This window comes from Rhodococcus sp. USK13, assembly GCF_018343855.1.
Classification (GTDB): domain Bacteria; phylum Actinomycetota; class Actinomycetes; order Mycobacteriales; family Mycobacteriaceae; genus Rhodococcus_F; species Rhodococcus_F oxybenzonivorans.
This window is the reverse complement of the sequence record NZ_CP069242.1, coordinates 2737524-2753473: the sequence shown is the minus strand read 5'-3', so window position 1 is coordinate 2753473 and position 15950 is coordinate 2737524. Positions and strand designations below refer to the sequence as shown.

Genomic DNA, 15950 nt, shown 5'->3' with positions numbered 1-15950 from the left:
GGGATAATTCGGGCTGTTGATGAGATGAGCGCTACGAGGTGAGCGATGTCGAGCAGTTGGCGCACAGGCCCCAGAAGATGACCTCCGCCTCGTCGACATGGAATCCGTTGTCGTGGACAGTGGGCAGGCACGGCGACTCACCGACAGCGCAATCGACGTCCGCGATGGCTGCGCAGGACCGGCAGACCACGTGATGGTGGTTGTCACCGACCCGCGTCTCGTAGCGAGCCACCAAACCCGCCGGCTGGATTTTGCGCACCAAACCGGCAGCAGTCGTCGTGTGCAAAATGCCGTACACCGCCTGCTGAGACACACCGGGAAGCACTGCCCGCACTTCTCCGAGGATCGTCTCCGTATCGGCGTGTGGATTTTTTTGCACTGCCTCCAGCACTGCCAATCGAGGACGCGTCACACGCAGCTCGGCCGCACGCAATTGCTCTGCGTACACTATGACCTACCAATCTGGAACGAGTCAAGACTTTGCGAAAATATCTGGCACTTCATGCAACTCGGATGCCAGGCAGGACAACGACATGGTGCCGCATCCGTTCGAATCACGAAGAACGTTCAGCTGCATCGAATTTGGCATAGCGCGGCGTCGCGAACCAGCAACTGCGGGCCGCGGTACCCGAAGGTGCAGTATCGCAACCGCGTGCCCGCTCCACGGATCTCTCGATCCGTGGAGCGGTCAGCGTTGCGCGGCAATCAGTGGGCGATCTTTTCCTTCAGCCAGTCATGGAACTCGCCGATGTGGTGCTCGCTGGGCACGAGCACACCACCGTCGCGGTAGCGGCGCGAGGCCATCGCGGGCTGGCACCGCTCGCACGCGTCGAAGTCCTGCTGATTGACCCGGTGGAACAGTTCCACGGAGCGGTCGAGATCCTTTCCGCTCGCGACGACGTCGGGCAGGTACAGCCAGTCGCATTCGACGATGGTGTGGTCGGCCGCCAGTGGGAACATCCGGTGGACGATGACGTGATCGGGGACGAGATTGACGAACACCGTCGGTCGCACGGTGATCGCGTAGTAGCGCCGGTCCTGCTCCGGGGCGATACCGGGGATGACGTCGTGACCGGCCGAGCCGTCGACGGTGAACCCTTCGACATCCTCACCGAACTCGGCACCGTGCCCGACGTAGTACTGCGCCGCATAGCCGTCGGCAAATTCCGGCAGAACCTCGGTCAATTCCGGGTGGATCGTCGCGCAGTGGTAGCACTCCATGAAGTTCTCGATGATGAGCTTCCAATTGGCCTTCACGTCGTAGACGATGCGTCGGCCGAGATCCAAGTCAGCGATCTGGTATCGATCGATCGATTCCACGTCGCCGAGTCGGTCGCGAATGTCCTGAATGACCGTCCGATCGAAGGACTCGGGCTCGTCGGCGAGATTGAGCCAGACGTAGCCGAGCCATTCCTGCACTGCCACCTTCTTCAGTCCGTACTCGACACGGTCGATGTCGGGCATCTTGGTCAGGTTGGGCGCCGCGATAAGCTTGCCTTCGAGGTCGTACGTCCATGCGTGGTACGGGCACTGGAAAGACCTCTTGACCTCTCCGCTCTCTTCCATGCACAGCCGGGCGCCGCGGTGGGCGCAGATGTTGAGGAAGGCACGGATCTCGCCGGTCCTGGATCGTGTCACGATGACGCTTTCACGACCGACCTGAACGGTCTTGAAAGCCCCGGGCTTGTCGAGATCACCCGACCGTACAGCGCAGAACCACATCTGCTCGAAGACCTTCTCCTGTTCGAGCGTGAAGATGTCGCTGTCGGTGTAATAGGTTCCCGGGAGCGTGGAGATGAGACTCTCGGGCAGGTGCGTGGTTGTCACTGTGGGGTCTCCCTTAGTGGTTGATCTCGTGGATCTGCGGGCTGGAAGAAGGTCTACAAGAAGGATCAGAGCGGTGCCGGCAGCGCGCAGAGTTGGCGGCGCCAGCGGGTGAACAGGCGGACCTGGTCGACGCCGAGGACTGCAACGGGTTGCCCGTCTCGGCGGTAGACGGCGAGGAAGCTTCCCGCTTCCAGACTTCCCTCTTCGATGGTGAATTCGGTGTCGGGCCCGGCGATTCCAGCGAATTGGATACGCGAACCGTACTGATCGGACCAGAAGTACGGTGGCTTGACCTGCTGACCCTGATACTCACCCGAGAGGAGAGACGACACTGCGATCGCCGGGCGTTCCGAGGCGCCGGTCCAGTGCTCGACGCGGCGGTGGCCGCCGGATGTGTCCATCCAGGCCGCACAGTCGCCGACTGCAACAACGCCTGGGATCGAGGTGGTGCCGCCACGGTCACACAGAACACCGTTACCGAGTTCGATGCCGCTCCCTGCGAGCCATTCGGTGTTCGGGATCCCGCCGATGCCCACGACGACGACGTCAGCGGGCAGGTGACGGCCGTCGACAAGGTCGACGCCGGTCACACGGTGTGCACCGGTCAACCCGGCGACGCCGACTCCGCAGTGCAGTCTGGTGCCGTTGTCGCCGTGGAGCCGGGCGACGGCGGATCCCAGTTGCGGACCGAGTGCGCCGATGAGCGGTGAAGGGGCAGCCTCGACCACTGTGACGTCCAGTCCCAGCTTGCGCGCTGTGGAGGCGACCTCGGCGCCGATGAAGCCGGCGCCGATGACTACCAGTGTGGCGCCGGGGATGAGTTCTGCGCGCAGCCGGTCTGCGTCGTCGATCGTGCGTAGAACATGGACGCCGGCTAGATGCTCGGTGTCCGGCCACGCCCTCGCACGTGAACCGGTCGCGAGGACGAAGCCGTCGGCGGTCAGCTGTGAACCGTCACTGAGCGTGACGCTGCGGGTGCCGGCATCGAGGTGTGTTGCGGACAGTCCGAGCATCCAATTCGCCTGGAGGTCTTCCCCTTCCGGTTCCAAAGTGAGGCAGGTTTCGTCGATGTCTCCGGCCAGATACTCCTTCGACAGCGGCGGCCGGTCGTAAGGCCGGTTGCGCTCCGCTCCGACAATGTTCAGCTCACCTTCGAAACCCTGTGCGCGCAGGGCACGCGCGGCACTGAGACCGGAGAGGGATGCCCCGATGACGGCGATACTTTTCATGCGTTCCCCTCCGCGTTGAGGCGGCTACGAATATCGGGCGGCAGGTTCGGCGCTTCGGTGCTGACCTCCACGTAGATCACCTCGTCCTTGATCAGGACCTCATGGGTTCGCACGGGCAACTTCGCGGGTGGCGCATCGACCGCCCCGGTTCGAAGGTTGAACTTCGACGCGTGCAGTGGGCACTCGACCTCGCATCCCTCGAGCCAGCCGTCTGCCAACGAGGCGTCCTGGTGCGAGCAAGTGTCGTCTATTGCGAACACCTCGCCATCGTCGGTGTGAAACACGGCGATCGGCGGGGTGGTGTCGACGCGGCGTGCGTCACCGCGAGGTAAGGAGGCTAGCGGACAGACCTCGAGCATAAGATGCCTCTCTGTAGCGCGATGCGAAACAAGTCCTGCGTTACGCAACAGTGTGACAATGGTCATAGCGCAGTGTCAAGAGGAGCTGCGCGTCTCGCCGAACTGATGGGCGCTCGCAACAACTCAGCAACTCCGAGGGAACAAGGACACGGGAATTTTTACTGAAACTCCTGGTCACACTATGAATAGCAGGGACCCCATGTTGTCAGCAGCCCGCAACGTCGACACACCCTTGGGTCCACTGGAAGGCGATCCACGACCGATGAAAGCCGAGCGACCCATGAGCCCCACGAACTGCCCCGCAGGGCGTTGACCCGCCGGTTCAGCCGGTCTAAGCTATTCTGCGTCTGATATATCAATTGTCGTCACGGTAATCCATCCGTTATTGCGACGACTCCTCCCGGTCCGACGACGTATCTCTTCGTCTTCTCGCCCATCGAGACCGACCACCGCACCCCACGCGACTCCAGTCGCCAATCGGGTCAAGCGTTTCGTGCACGACCGACAACTGGCCGCACTGGTCCACTTGACCTCTTCGTCACCCAGAAAGGCATATTCCGTGGCAACTGCGACACTGCTCGACGGCAAGGCCGTCAGCGCGCAGATCAAGGACAACCTGGCCGACCGGATCGCAGTGCTGCAATTGCAGGGAATCCGGCCTGGCTTGGGAACTATCCTCGTCGGCGACGACCCCGGCAGCCATGCCTACGTCGCCGCGAAGCACCGCGACTGCCGAAGCATCGGATTGAATTCCCTCGAGGTCCGCCTGCCGGCGACCGCTGCACAGGAAGATATCGAGGCGGCCGTCCTGCGGCTGAACGCGGACAATTCGTGCACCGGCTTCATCGTTCAACTGCCGTTGCCGAAGCACATCGACACCCACCGGATCCTTGCGTTGATCGATCCCGCGAAGGATGCGGACGGGTTGCACCCGACGAATCTCGGGCGTCTGGTGCTCGGGATGCCGGGACCGTTGCCGTGCACCCCCCGCGGCATCATCGAATTACTTCGTCATCACGATGTCCCGATCACCGGCGCTCGGTTCTGCGTCATCGGGTGTGGTGTGACCGTTGGTAGGCCACTCGGGCTGATGCTGACCCGCCGCAGCGAACATGCCACGGTGACCCTGTGTCATGAAGCGACGGTCGACACGGCTACTCACACGCGCGATGCCGACGTCGTCATTGCTGCGGCGGGAGTTGCCAACCTGGTGCAGCCGGACTGGATCCGAGCAGGCGCCACTGTGTTGTCGGTCGGTATCACCCGCACGGTGGAGGGAATTCTGGGCGATGTGCATCCCTCGGTCGACCGCGTCGCAGGAAAGCTCAGCGGAGCAACAGGCGGTGTCGGTCCGATGACGCGGGCAATGCTGCTCACGAACGTCGTCGAGATGGCAGAGGGCATCGGACCGGGCTGACGCGTGGTGGCTCTCCGCTCCGAGGCAGTGTCAGATCGAGCGAGCTCAGGCGCTGGGCGTGACGGATTGCCGGAAGCCCATCCGTTCGCTGATCTCGGCGGCCGCCGCGATGACATCGGGCACCACGAGGCGCATCCGGGCCTCGGTGAAGCGGTATACAGGTCCGGAGACGCTCAGCGCAGCCGCGACTCTGCCGTCGTAGTCCCGGACCGGCGCCGCGATGGCATTCAGCCCTTTCTCGTACTCTTCGACGACTACGGCGTAGCCGAGGCTCCTGGCCGCGTCCAGTTCCTCGTCGAGCGCCTCGACCGACGTGATGGTGTCCTCGGTAAACCGCTCGAGCACCGTTGCGCCTAGGACTTCATGCCGTTGGTGCACGTCCAAGTGGGCAAGGAGTATTTTTCCGCTTGCCGTCGCGTGCACCGGTGTCGGCTCGCCGATCCAATTCTGTGTGCCCACGGAGGCGGGCCCTCGTACCTGGTCGAGGTGGATGGCATAACGGGAACGTAGAACGGCCACATTCACGGTTTCGCCGAGTTTCGCGGCGAGTCGCTCGCATACGGCGTGGCCCTGCTCCGTTATCTCGAGCCGTTCGGGAACAGACGCGGCGAGGCGCAGGATGCCTAAGCTCAGGCGGTATTTTCCCCGGTCGTAGGTTTGCACAACCATTTCGTGCTCTTCCAGCGAAGCCAGCAGACGGGACACCGTGGACTTGTGCACCCCAATTTCCGCGGCGATCGCACTGACCCCGACCTCACCATTGCGGGCGAGAACCTCCAGCACTTGAAATGCCCGGTCTACCGACTGGACACCGCCGTCAGTAGCCCGCGCTCCGTTGCTGTTGGTCATGGATCAACTATACGAAAGTTCTCTTGGTGCGGACGGCCGCCCTGGTGCCGGGCATAGACCCCACACGTGGGTCACCGATCAGTGTGGTGACCCATCCGATCAGCGTGTCGACCGAGTCGACACCCTCGCCGACGCTCTCCACGAGGCCCGCCGCCCCCTGGCCGACCCGACACCCGTCGTACCAATCTGGCAATACTAATATATCAATCGGCGTCGAACATGCGAGGTTCGGCATGTCCATGGCTTACCCATGGCTCATTCGCGGTCCGACGAACCAGCGAACGAGGCCGCTCCAACGACCTTCAGAGAGCGGAGCGCGTGACGAATCGACCTCGTCCAGGCGCTGGCCAGCCGATGTCCACTTCTCGCAAAGAGCGCAAGTTCACCATTTAGTGATCTATGTCATTTCGGTCGTCGGACTTGACATAGATCACAGTTGGCCGCAGTGTTGTTCCCCATAGAAAACGTCGTTGCGCTATAAGCAACACCATTCGGGACCGGGACGCCTCGCACCGGGCAGTCCGGACTCCGTTCACAAACCTACTCAGCGATGTGCTGCAGGGAGACCGATGTGACAACAAATGGCAACTCACTCGATGCGGATACGGAAGCGACCCCCCACCAATCACGCCGCTGCGAGGTAGTCGACCCCCGCCCCGTCGACGGGCCCACCGCCCCCCGCGCGGACGACTTGGCCACCGATCCTCGCGCCGTCGACGAGGCGGAGGGCCTCGCACCCGAGAAGAAGACCGATCGCGTGGTGTTCGGAATTACAACCGCCATCGTGGTGGCGATCCTGGGGTGGGGACTGTTATGGCCGGCCAGCCTGACGACCACGATGTCGTCGATCCTGGACTGGGTAGTGACAAACCTGGGTTGGCTGTTCGTTGTGTCTGCCACAGGTTTCGTCCTGTTCGCTCTGTGGCTGGCACTGAGCCGGTACGGGCGAATCCCGCTCGGCAAGGACGGGGAGAAACCAGAGTTCAACACCGTCAGCTGGATTGCGATGATGTTCAGCGCCGGGATGGGGATCGGTTTGATCTTCTGGGGCGTGACGGAACCGCTGACACATTTCGTCCAGCCGCCACCGGGAATCACCGATTCCACGGTGGGTACCGCGATGGCGACCGCACTCTTCCATTGGGGACTGCACCCGTGGTCGATGTACGCAGTGGTTGGTCTGTCGATCGCCTACGGCACATACCGGATGGGACGCAAGCAACTCATCAGCTCGTCCTTCATTCCGCTCATCGGCCGCCACGCTGAAGGGCCGATCGGTAAGGTCATCGACATCCTGGCCATTTTCGCCACAATGTTCGGCACCGCCGCCTCACTTGGCCTTGGAGCACTCCAAATCGGCTCCGGGATCAAAGTTCTCGGATGGATGGGCGAGGCCGGAACTCTGCTGCTCGTCTCGATCGTCGCCATACTCACACTGGCCTTCGTGGCCTCGGCGGTGTCGGGGATCTCTCGTGGAATTCAGTGGCTTTCGAACATCAACATGGTGCTCGCACTTCTTCTGGCCGTCTTCGTATTCGTCGCCGGCCCCACTGTGTTCATCTTGAATCTGTTGCCCACCACGTTGGGCGACTACGCTTCCCAAATTGCCGGCATGTCGGCGCGCTCGGCAGCATCCGGCGATGCGGCGACCGAAACCTGGCTTTCCTCCTGGACCATCTTCTACTGGGCGTGGTGGGTCTCGTGGACCCCGTTCGTCGGGATGTTCCTGGCCCGGATCAGCCGGGGCCGGACGATTCGGCAGTTCGTCGTCGGGGTAATCCTCATCCCGAGTTCCGTGAGCCTTGTCTGGTTCGTCATCTTCGGCGGGGCAGCTATCGGCGAGCAACGTGGCGGTAACGACCTGTTCTCCCGCGGTACTCCGGAATCGCAGCTGTTCGGCATGCTGGATCATCTGCCCCTCGCGGGCGCCTCATCACTTCTGGTGATGGCTCTCGTCGCGATCTTCTTCGTCTCCGGCGCGGACGCTGCTTCGATAGTGATGGGAACGCTGTCCCAACGGGGAACGCTGGAACCGACCCGCCCGACCGTAGCGTTCTGGGGTGTTGCCACCGGAGGCGTTGCCATGCTGATCCTGTGGACCGGCGGCTCGGACGCGCTGAACGGCCTGCAGACGATGACGATCATCGTCGCCGCTCCGTTCGCCGTTGTGATGATCGGCATGTGTGTGTCGCTGTATCGCGACATCACCCGAGATCCACTGATCGCAGCCCCTCGGAAGCCGCGGCGGGTGAATACCCCGCAGAGGTAGACCAGCACAACGTCAAGGCCCGCCCTGAATCCACCGGATAAAGTCCGGGCCTTGACGATTGGCTCGGCGCTCATATTCATACATCGCATCCAGCTCGCCTGAGCGCCACGACATCGACGTCGGAGGGATGCTTACCCGTCGCTTCTGCCGCGCACTACAAGGGAGCCGAATGTCCTTGCACAACGTCACCACAGTCGCCGCGCCCCCGCAAGAAACGGATTGGCGCCTACAGGCACGGTGCCGGTCGGAAGGCATGGAGGTGTTCTTTTCGCCCTGTGGGGAAAGTAAGCCACGGCGCGCTCAACGAGAACGAGCGGCAAAGGCCATCTGCGCCGCATGCCCGGTCATTGATTGGTGTCGCGATTATGCACTCACCACGAGGGAACCGTATGGGGTGTGGGGCGGGATGTCGGAATCCGATCGCCGTAAGAGCGCCGAGATCGGTACAGAAATCAGGGTTCGAAGCCTGCATTTTCTGCAATGCGATCGGCAGGAGCGACCGGCGAAATCGACAGCTCCACTCATTCGATCGCTTCACTCGACTTCGATGACGACCTCCACTTCTACCGGTGCATCGGTCGGTAGCGCGGCCTCTCCGACCGCGGAACGCGCATGAATCCCGGCGGGCCTCCGCACCGGCCAGGGTTCGTGCGGCCAAGCTTCGAGTCAGGCAATACCACCCAAAGGCAGGGGTTGACCGCCCCTGTGACACACACTACTGTGATTGATATATCAGTTGTCGACTTGCCCCGCGGCTGCTGGTCATCCGTTCTCACTGAGCACATCGACTGTCGGCCCACAGCGACAGCGCATGCCGAGGCGATCCGCGGGGAGCAGGCGATCGCACAACCACTCCAGGAAGGACCATCATGGGTTCACCGCGCGTAGTGATCATCGGAGCCGGCATCGTCGGCACGAACCTGGCCGACGAGCTCACAGCTCGGGGCTGGGACAAGATCACCGTCCTCGACCAAGGGCCGCTGCCACTGACCGGCGGCTCGACGTCGCACGCACCGGGCCTCGTGTTCCAGACCAACGCGTCCAAGACGATGACTGAATTGGCTCGATACACCGTCGAGAAGTTCATGAGCCTTGACGTCGACGGCGAATGGTGCTTCAGCCAGCTCGGTGGACTCGAGGTCGCCACCACCGAAGAGCGACTCGCGGACCTGCACCGTAAACAGGGCTGGGCCACCTCCTGGGGTATCGACGGCAGCATCCTCGACCCCGCCGAATGTGCGAAGCTCCACCCGCTTCTCGACGAGAAGCGGGTCCTCGGCGGCTTGTACGTCGAGACCGACGGACTCGCTAAGGCCTCCCGCGTCGTGGTGGCACTTGCCCGGCGCGCCGAAGCGCGCGGCGCGGTGTTCCAGGGTTCGACCAAGGTAATCGGTATCGAGCACTCCGGCGGCAAGGTCACCGGAGTCACCACCAATCACGGCGTAGTACCCGCCGACATCGTCGTGTCCTGCGCCGGCTTCTGGGGGCCCGACGTCGGTGAGCTGATCGGCATGGACGTGCCCTTGCTTCCCCTGGCGCACCAGTACGCGAAAACCGGTCAGATTCCCGAATTGGTCGGTCGCAACACCGAACTCGCCGAGGCGGGCTTCCCGATCCTGCGGCACCAGGATCAGGACCTCTACTTCCGCGAGCACGTCGACCGCCTCGGCATCGGCACCTACGCGCACCGTCCGATGCCGGTAGACACCCGCGGGCTGACCGACAGCGACGAGATTTCCGACTCCGACATGCCGTCGATGCTGGCGTTCACGGAAGAGGACTTCGCACCGTCGTGGGAGCAGTCCAAACTGCTGCTTCCCTGCCTCGAGACCGCGAAGATCGAGCACGGATTCAACGGGGTCTTCTCCTTTACCCCTGACGGTGGACCGCTCATCGGCGAGTCCCCCGACATCGCCGGATTCTGGATCGCCGAAGCAGTCTGGGTGACGCACTCGGCCGGTGTCGGCCGGGCCGTCGCGCAGCTGCTCGTCGACGGCCGCTCCGAGGTCGAGCTGCACGGCTGCGACGTGCACCGCTTCGAGGAGTTCCAGCTCGACCCCGACTACGTCAGCGAGACGTCTCAGCAGAACTTTGTCGAAATCTACGATGTCCTGCATCCCCTGCAGCCCAAAATTTCGCCCCGTGACGTGCGGGTCAGCCCGTTCCACGCTCGGCAGAAGGAGCTCGGCGCAGTCTTTCTGGAGGGAGCCGGCTGGGAGCGCCCGCACTGGTACGAAGCAAACGCCCACCTGGTCCAGCAGCTTCCCACCGAGTGGCAGCCGCCGGCCCGCGAGCCCTGGGCAGCGAAGTTCCACTCCCCCATCGCCGCGGCTGAGGCGTGGAAGACCCGCACCTCGGTGGCGATGTACGACATGACACCGCTCAAGCGTCTCGAGATTTCCGGCCCCGGCGCCCTTGCCCTGCTCGAGCGCCTGACCACAAGCAAGATGGACAAGTCGATCGGGTCCGTCACCTACACCCTCGCCCTCGACGCCACTGGTGGGGTGCGCAGCGATCTCACCGTTGCACGGTTGTCCGACAATATTTTTCAGGTCGGCGCAAACGGCAACCTCGACCTCGACTACTTCCGCCGCCAGGCGCCCGACGACGGTACCGTCCAGGTCCGCGACATCACCGGCGGCACCTGCTGCATCGGCCTGTGGGGCCCTCGTGCCCGGGATCTGGTGCAGGCGATCAGCCGGGACGACTTCGCGAACGAGAACTTCAAGTACTTTCGTTCCAAGCAGGTCCGGATCGGCGGAATCCCGGTCACCGCGATGCGGCTGTCCTATGTCGGCGAACTCGGCTGGGAGCTGTACACCTCGGCCGATTACGGGCAACGTTTGTGGGACGTACTCTGGGCGGAGGGGCAGAAGTACGAGGTCATCGCCGCCGGCCGTGCAGCGTTCAACAGTCTGCGGATGGAAAAGGGGTACCGCTCGTGGGGCTCCGATATGACCACCGAGCACAATCCCTATGAGGCCGGTCTCGGTTTTGCGGTCCGCCCGCAGAAGGGTGACTTCGTGGGCCGCGACGCACTCGAGGGTGTCTCCGATGCCACCGTGACCCGGCGGCTGGCGTGCTTGATGATCGATGACCGCACGTCGGTCGTGCTGGGCCACGAACCCGTCTTCGTCGACGGCAAGCCAGCAGGCTATGTCACCAGCGCTTCGTTCGCCCACACTGTCGGGGCGCCGATCGCCTACGCGTGGCTGCCCGCCGGCGCGACGGTCGACACCGCGGTCGAGATCGAGTACTTCGGTCGGCGCATCCCGGCCACCGTTGTGGCCGAACCGCTCGTCGACCCCGAGATGAAGAAGATCCGGTCGTAACTCTCCCTGTCGGGGTGCCGGCTCGCTGTTCAGGGGCCGGCACCCTCGCTCGGTTACGTGGTGCCCTTTGCTTCATCTCAGCCCTTCCCCACCGACAGGACGACCCCACTCATGCGACATGACACGATCAGCGCATTTCTCGCGTCGCTCGCGGACCGCGTACCCGCACCCGGCGGCGGTGCCACCGCTGCGCTACACCTCGGTCAATCCGCTGCGCTCGTAGCGATGGTGGCTCGATACACGACCGGTGATCGGTACGCCGAACACAGCGCTCTGATCGAGCGTGTGTGCACCGGAGCGGATACGGTTCGCGAGCGGGCACTGGAGCTTGCCGAGGACGATATGGCCGCATTCAGTTCCGTAATCGACTCGTACACGCTTCCCAAGAGCACTGATGCGGAGATCGCCGCACGATCGGCAGCGATCGAGAACGCTCTCGTGAGCGCGGCGCGAGTTCCGGCCGAGGTCATCAATGCAGCAGGGGTGGTGGTCGCGCTTGCCGAGGAGCTCGTACCGGTCGGCAACCGCAATGTCGTCAGTGACGTCGCGGCTGCCGCAGAGGCGGCCCGAGCGGCAGCCACAACAGCTCGGGTCAATGTCGAGATCAATCTGCCCGGCATCACCGATGCGAACATCCGACAGTCCCTCATCGACGCTGCCGCCACTGTCGATGCCCTCACCGACCGCGCCGATGCCGTCACCGCCCGAGTGAGAAAGCAATTGAACCTCGTCGGAACGCCCAGCAGCGAATGAGGTCTTCGTGGGTGAACTGCTGTCTCCCGAGGGGAAGCTGATCGCCCGCCCTCCGAACGCTAAACGACTGCCCGGACGGCTTTTTCGAACCCCGTGACATGTTGGCGCGCGATTTCTCCGGCGAGGTCACCGTCACCGTTGGCAATAGCCCGCAATAGCTCCCCGTGTTCACCGACGTGCTGGGGCACCGACGGTAGCCGCTCGAGGTAGAGACAGAAGATTCGGGTCGCGAGATTGTCGTATCGGACGAGGACGTCCTCGAGATGCGGATTGCGCGCGACCCGATAGATCGTCCGATGCACCGTAAGGTCCCATCGCATCAATTCGTGCCGTTCCATACCGGAAACATCGAGTCCATCTGTCTTGTCCGCCATGTCGAGAAGCAGCTGGCGGAGAGTAGGGGAAGCCGCCTCCGCCGCTCGTCGCGCGGCTACGGGCTCGAGATGAGCCCGGATCTCGGAGATATGACCGAGGTCGGAGACGTCGACACCTGTGGCGAACGTTCCCTGCCTAGGGAACGAAATGACCAGACGCTCCCCCTCGAGTCTCTTGAGCGCTTCCCGGACCGGTGTTCGCCCCACACCGAGCTCCTCGGCGAGAGCACTCTCAACGATTGCCTCGTTGGGGCGGATATCGAGCATGATCAACTTGTCTTGAATCGCGGAATAGACGCGATCAGCGCGAGAGATCACGCCAGCATCGACCTCTATCGCCTGCAGCCCCATGGGCGTCATCTTAGCGTTCCACTCCGCCTCTTGACCCTTTCGCCGCAGCCTGAAATACTAATACTCATCTGATATATCACTTCTCTGCTACTGACACTCTAGCCGTCGAAGCCATCGAGACACGATGGTCTCGTTCGCCGCAACAACAAGCCCGATATCCACCCGAGACGCCGCCGTTGCCAGGGAGAGCGTCCAGCACCGAGGAGACGCACATGACCGAGACCTTCACCTTGACGCTCAGCTGCGCTCAGCGGCCCGGAATCGTCCACGCAGTCAGTTCTTTCTTGTTCGAACAGAACTGCGACATCGCCGAACACCAGCAGTTCGATGACACACAAAACGGCGCATTCTTTCTTCGCACATCGTTTGTCGCGGCGGGCGCCCTCGACGTGGAAAGGCTCACCGCCGAGTTTCGCAGTGTCGCTGACAAATTCGGTATGTCATTCAACTTCAACGGGTGCAGCGAGCCGCGCGTCGTCGTGATGGTCTCGAAGATGGGTCACTGCCTCAACGACCTCATTTTTCGTTGGCGTGCCGGCAATCTCGGTGGAGAGCTGGTCGCCGTGGTTTCCAACCACGAAACCCTGCGCCCAATGGCCGAAGCCGCCGGTCTGCCCTTCATCCACATCCCCGTGACGGCGGCGACCAAACCGCAGGCCGAGGCACAGCTCCTCGAACTCGTGGGTCAGTACAACGCCGACCTGGTCGTGCTCGCGCGGTACATGCAGGTGCTGTCCGATGACGCATGCCGGAAGTTACACGGCCGTGCGATCAACATCCATCACTCGTTCCTGCCCGGATTCAAGGGCGCCAAGCCCTACCACCAGGCATTCGATCGGGGCGTCAAGCAGGTCGGGGCTACCGCCCACTACGTCACGCCGGATCTGGACGAGGGGCCCATCATCGAGCAGCAAGTGATCCGCATCGATCACAGCTACGATCCCGCCCGACTCGCCACCGTCGGCCAGGACGCAGAAGCGCTGGCATTGTCCCGGGCTGTTCGTTGGCACTGCGAGAATCGTATTCTTCTGCACGGGCACAGGACCGTCATTTTCAGCTGACGGCCTTCGGCTGCCGCAGAGTCCCTCAGCCATGATGTTCTCTGCGGCAGCACATTCCGAGTCCGATCGCCTAGGCAAAGCGTCGAGCTGAAAGGTGCTGCGATGAGACGACTGTCCGTGCAGTGTGGCACGAGAACTGACGAATACTCAGCGGGATTCACCGGTCATGTGCTCGATGGTGGGGCGCTTCGCATTCTCGCTCCCGACAAGCAGATCGCCGCGTCCTATCCGGCCGCCAGCTGGACCATCCTCGCCGCCCTGCCACACGACGAGTGACGGCGGCCAGGCCATGCTCTGTCATGGCCGAGTGGCGCAGAGGGTGCATGTTTGCTGCATCTCCTGTGCTGCGAAACGCAGGCCGCCATCAGCAAAGTGCAGGCCGCCGCACATCATCAGCGGCGGCCTGCACTGGCGCGGAAAATCTTCGAGTGGTGAATCCACGGTCACTCTCGCCGGTAAGCCCGCGCACGCGAACTCCCCCGAACGACACAGATGCGCTCGAGCGGGGCGAGAAGATCTGGGGCAAGGTCAATATCGGGGTACATCCACGTGTTGCGCTCGAGTACGGAGGCCAGGCGGCTGAGGTACTGCTCGGAACTCGGTCCGAACTCGCGGAAGATGTCTCCGGGGGTGCCCCCACCCCAGTGACGCCACTTGATCGCGAGGTCGATCAGGTCTGTTTCGGACGTCATGCCAATCCCTGTCTATGAGTAGATCGCGAAGAATGGCGGCGGGTCGAGCAACTGAAGACCTCCCGCGGGGGTCAAGACGTGTGTCGTCCGGACGTCGTGCGGCTCGTCAGGAAGTGCGCTGACGAACTCCTCGTCATTGACCACAGCGATCAGTGGGATATCGCCGTCGACCATCGCCAGACTCCGGTCGTAGTAGCCGGCTCCTCGCCCCAATCTGACGCCCCGCCGGTCGACCGCAAGCGCGGGAACGATGATCGCGTCGACAAGCGAGAGCCTGTCTGGCTCGAGTTCCGGACCGGTCGGCTCGAGCAGCCCGAAGGCGGCCGGGACCAGATCGTCAGCTCCGCTGTAGACGGCCCACGACAGTGGTCTGTTCGCGCTGGTGAAAGGGAGCAGTACCTGAGCGCCACTGTCCTTCAGCGCATCCAGCATGGACACCGATCCTGGCTCGCTGTCCATAGGTACGTAGGCGGCGACAGATCGTCCTGGCTGTAGTAGGTTCCGCACGTGGTCGGCGATGCACTGGTTCGCGCGGTGCATTTCGTCGCCGCTCTGCTGTCTACTGGCCTGGAGAACTCGGCGTCTCCACTCTGCCTTGCTGTCGATGTCGTGAAGAGTCATCTCGAAATCCGCCGGTCAGGAGTCGGGTGAGTGAGCGACTCGCGCACCACGAAATCCTTAGGAAGTTGGCAGATCCTTCCGCTGAGGCAGAATCGGCACTAGAGCAGGTCGCGGATGGCTTTCTCGAAGCCGGTGACGTGGGCGCGGGTGAGGGACGAGGCGGTGTCCTCGTCCCCGTCGACGATGGCGTGGAGCAGCGCTACGTGCTCGCGCACGTGGCCGGCGACGTCCGGCAGCCGATCGAGGAAGAGACACCAGATGCGGGTGGCGTGTGCGTCGAGGCTGACAAGGATGTCCTCGAGGTGAGGATTTCCGGATGCGCGGTAGATCTCGCGATGGACGCGCACGTCCTTGCGCAGGACTTCGCGTGGATCCTCACTGTCATCGATCTCGGCGATCTCGTCGGAGAGCAGGGACAGCCGCGCCCGCGCGTCCTGGGACGCGCTCCGTGCCGCGCGGGCGGCCGCGGTGGGTTCGAGTTGCTTACGGATTTCGGAAATGTCGGCGAGGTCGGTCATGTCGACGGCGGTGGCGAACGTGCCGCGACGCGGGTACGCGACGACGAGACGCTCCCGCTCGAGCCGCTTGAGCGCTTCCCGCACCGGTGTTCGTCCGAATCCGAGTTCCTCGGCGAGCCGGTCGTCATTGATCGGCTCACCAGGGCGGATGTCCAGCATGACCAGGCGTTCGCGCACGATCTCGTAGGCACGGTCGGCATTGGTGCCGCTTACGGATTGAACTTCCATCACCGGCGGCTGCGCCACGCTCATGTTCATCTCCCAAACAATTCCGGTAGAGCCTTGACTGCGATCCATC

15 protein-coding genes and 2 pseudogenes are annotated in these 15950 nt (G+C 63.1%); 7 read left to right on the top strand and 10 right to left on the bottom strand.

Going from position 1 to position 15950, the window contains the following annotated elements; translation table 11 throughout:
- Nucleotides 1-31: 31 nt before the first annotated feature.
- The 4 genes from JQT59_RS15230 to JQT59_RS15215 form a co-directional block, all read right to left on the bottom strand.
- Nucleotides 32-451 carry a Fur family transcriptional regulator gene (locus JQT59_RS15230; protein ID WP_213577774.1) on the bottom strand — a complete coding sequence of 140 codons (420 nt, stop codon included), beginning with the start codon at nt 449-451 and terminating at the stop codon, nt 32-34.
- A 254-nt stretch (nt 452-705) separates the two neighbouring features.
- Entirely contained in the window at nt 706-1827 is a 1122-nt protein-coding gene (locus JQT59_RS15225; protein ID WP_213576825.1) for an aromatic ring-hydroxylating oxygenase subunit alpha, read from the bottom strand.
- Between the two features lie 65 nt (nt 1828-1892).
- On the bottom strand, nt 1893-3056 hold the full coding sequence (locus JQT59_RS15220) for an NAD(P)/FAD-dependent oxidoreductase (protein WP_213576824.1): 1164 nt from the start codon (nt 3054-3056) through the stop codon (nt 1893-1895).
- Nucleotides 3053-3415, bottom strand: a complete 363-nt coding sequence (locus tag JQT59_RS15215) for a bifunctional 3-phenylpropionate/cinnamic acid dioxygenase ferredoxin subunit (protein ID WP_213576823.1) — start codon at nt 3413-3415, stop codon at nt 3053-3055. Before JQT59_RS15215 ends, JQT59_RS15220 begins: the two co-directional genes overlap by 4 nt.
- A gap of 559 nt (nt 3416-3974) precedes the next feature.
- On the opposite strand from JQT59_RS15215, the gene JQT59_RS15210 reads away from it, so the two are divergent.
- On the top strand, nt 3975-4832 hold the full coding sequence (locus JQT59_RS15210; RefSeq protein ID WP_109335297.1) for a bifunctional methylenetetrahydrofolate dehydrogenase/methenyltetrahydrofolate cyclohydrolase: 858 nt from the start codon (nt 3975-3977) through the stop codon (nt 4830-4832).
- Between the two features lie 45 nt (nt 4833-4877).
- Here JQT59_RS15210 and JQT59_RS15205 read toward each other — a convergent pair whose 3' ends face one another.
- A complete protein-coding gene (locus JQT59_RS15205) occupies nt 4878-5681 on the bottom strand; it encodes an IclR family transcriptional regulator (protein ID WP_213576822.1) in 804 nt (267 codons plus the stop codon).
- Between the two features lie 691 nt (nt 5682-6372).
- On the opposite strand from JQT59_RS15205, the gene JQT59_RS15200 reads away from it, so the two are divergent.
- On the top strand, nt 6373-7950 hold the full coding sequence (locus tag JQT59_RS15200; RefSeq protein ID WP_249354614.1) for a BCCT family transporter: 1578 nt from the start codon (nt 6373-6375) through the stop codon (nt 7948-7950).
- 127 nt (nt 7951-8077) lie between these two features.
- A pseudogene (locus JQT59_RS37040) lies at nt 8078-8365 on the top strand (WhiB family transcriptional regulator); the annotation flags it as partial.
- 119 nt (nt 8366-8484) lie between these two features.
- On the opposite strand, the pseudogene JQT59_RS37035 reads toward JQT59_RS37040, so the two are convergent.
- A pseudogene (locus tag JQT59_RS37035) lies at nt 8485-8574 on the bottom strand (RidA family protein); the annotation flags it as partial.
- A gap of 245 nt (nt 8575-8819) precedes the next feature.
- Here JQT59_RS37035 and JQT59_RS15190 point away from each other — a divergent pair.
- Nucleotides 8820-11282 (top strand): GcvT family protein, encoded by a 2463-nt coding sequence (locus JQT59_RS15190; protein WP_213576821.1) that lies wholly within the window; start codon nt 8820-8822, stop codon nt 11280-11282.
- A gap of 111 nt (nt 11283-11393) precedes the next feature.
- The gene (locus tag JQT59_RS15185) at nt 11394-12035 is read left to right on the top strand and encodes a cyclodeaminase/cyclohydrolase family protein (RefSeq protein WP_213576820.1); all 642 of its coding nucleotides are present in this window, start codon (nt 11394-11396) and stop codon (nt 12033-12035) included.
- Nucleotides 12036-12094: 59 nt separating this feature from the next.
- Here JQT59_RS15185 and JQT59_RS15180 read toward each other — a convergent pair whose 3' ends face one another.
- Nucleotides 12095-12760, bottom strand: coding sequence for a GntR family transcriptional regulator (locus tag JQT59_RS15180; protein ID WP_502939826.1), 666 nt, complete (start codon nt 12758-12760; stop codon nt 12095-12097).
- Between the two features lie 212 nt (nt 12761-12972).
- Between JQT59_RS15180 and purU the strand changes: the two genes are divergently transcribed.
- Together purU and JQT59_RS15170 are read left to right on the top strand one after the other, a co-directional pair.
- Complete coding sequence (purU, locus tag JQT59_RS15175) at nt 12973-13821, top strand: formyltetrahydrofolate deformylase (RefSeq protein ID WP_213576819.1); 849 nt, start codon at nt 12973-12975, stop codon at nt 13819-13821.
- Nucleotides 13822-13923: 102 nt separating this feature from the next.
- Complete coding sequence (locus JQT59_RS15170; RefSeq protein ID WP_213576818.1) at nt 13924-14097, top strand: hypothetical protein; 174 nt, start codon at nt 13924-13926, stop codon at nt 14095-14097.
- A 167-nt stretch (nt 14098-14264) separates the two neighbouring features.
- Here the strand turns inward: JQT59_RS15170 and JQT59_RS15165 are convergent, their stop codons facing one another.
- From JQT59_RS15165 to JQT59_RS15155, 3 genes are all read right to left on the bottom strand, one after another.
- Nucleotides 14265-14513 (bottom strand): hypothetical protein, encoded by a 249-nt coding sequence (locus JQT59_RS15165; RefSeq protein WP_213576817.1) that lies wholly within the window; start codon nt 14511-14513, stop codon nt 14265-14267.
- A gap of 12 nt (nt 14514-14525) precedes the next feature.
- Entirely contained in the window at nt 14526-15134 is a 609-nt protein-coding gene (locus JQT59_RS15160) for a 5-formyltetrahydrofolate cyclo-ligase (protein ID WP_213576816.1), read from the bottom strand.
- 98 nt (nt 15135-15232) lie between these two features.
- On the bottom strand, nt 15233-15904 hold the full coding sequence (locus JQT59_RS15155; RefSeq protein ID WP_213576815.1) for a GntR family transcriptional regulator: 672 nt from the start codon (nt 15902-15904) through the stop codon (nt 15233-15235).
- Nucleotides 15905-15950 lie beyond the last annotated feature (46 nt).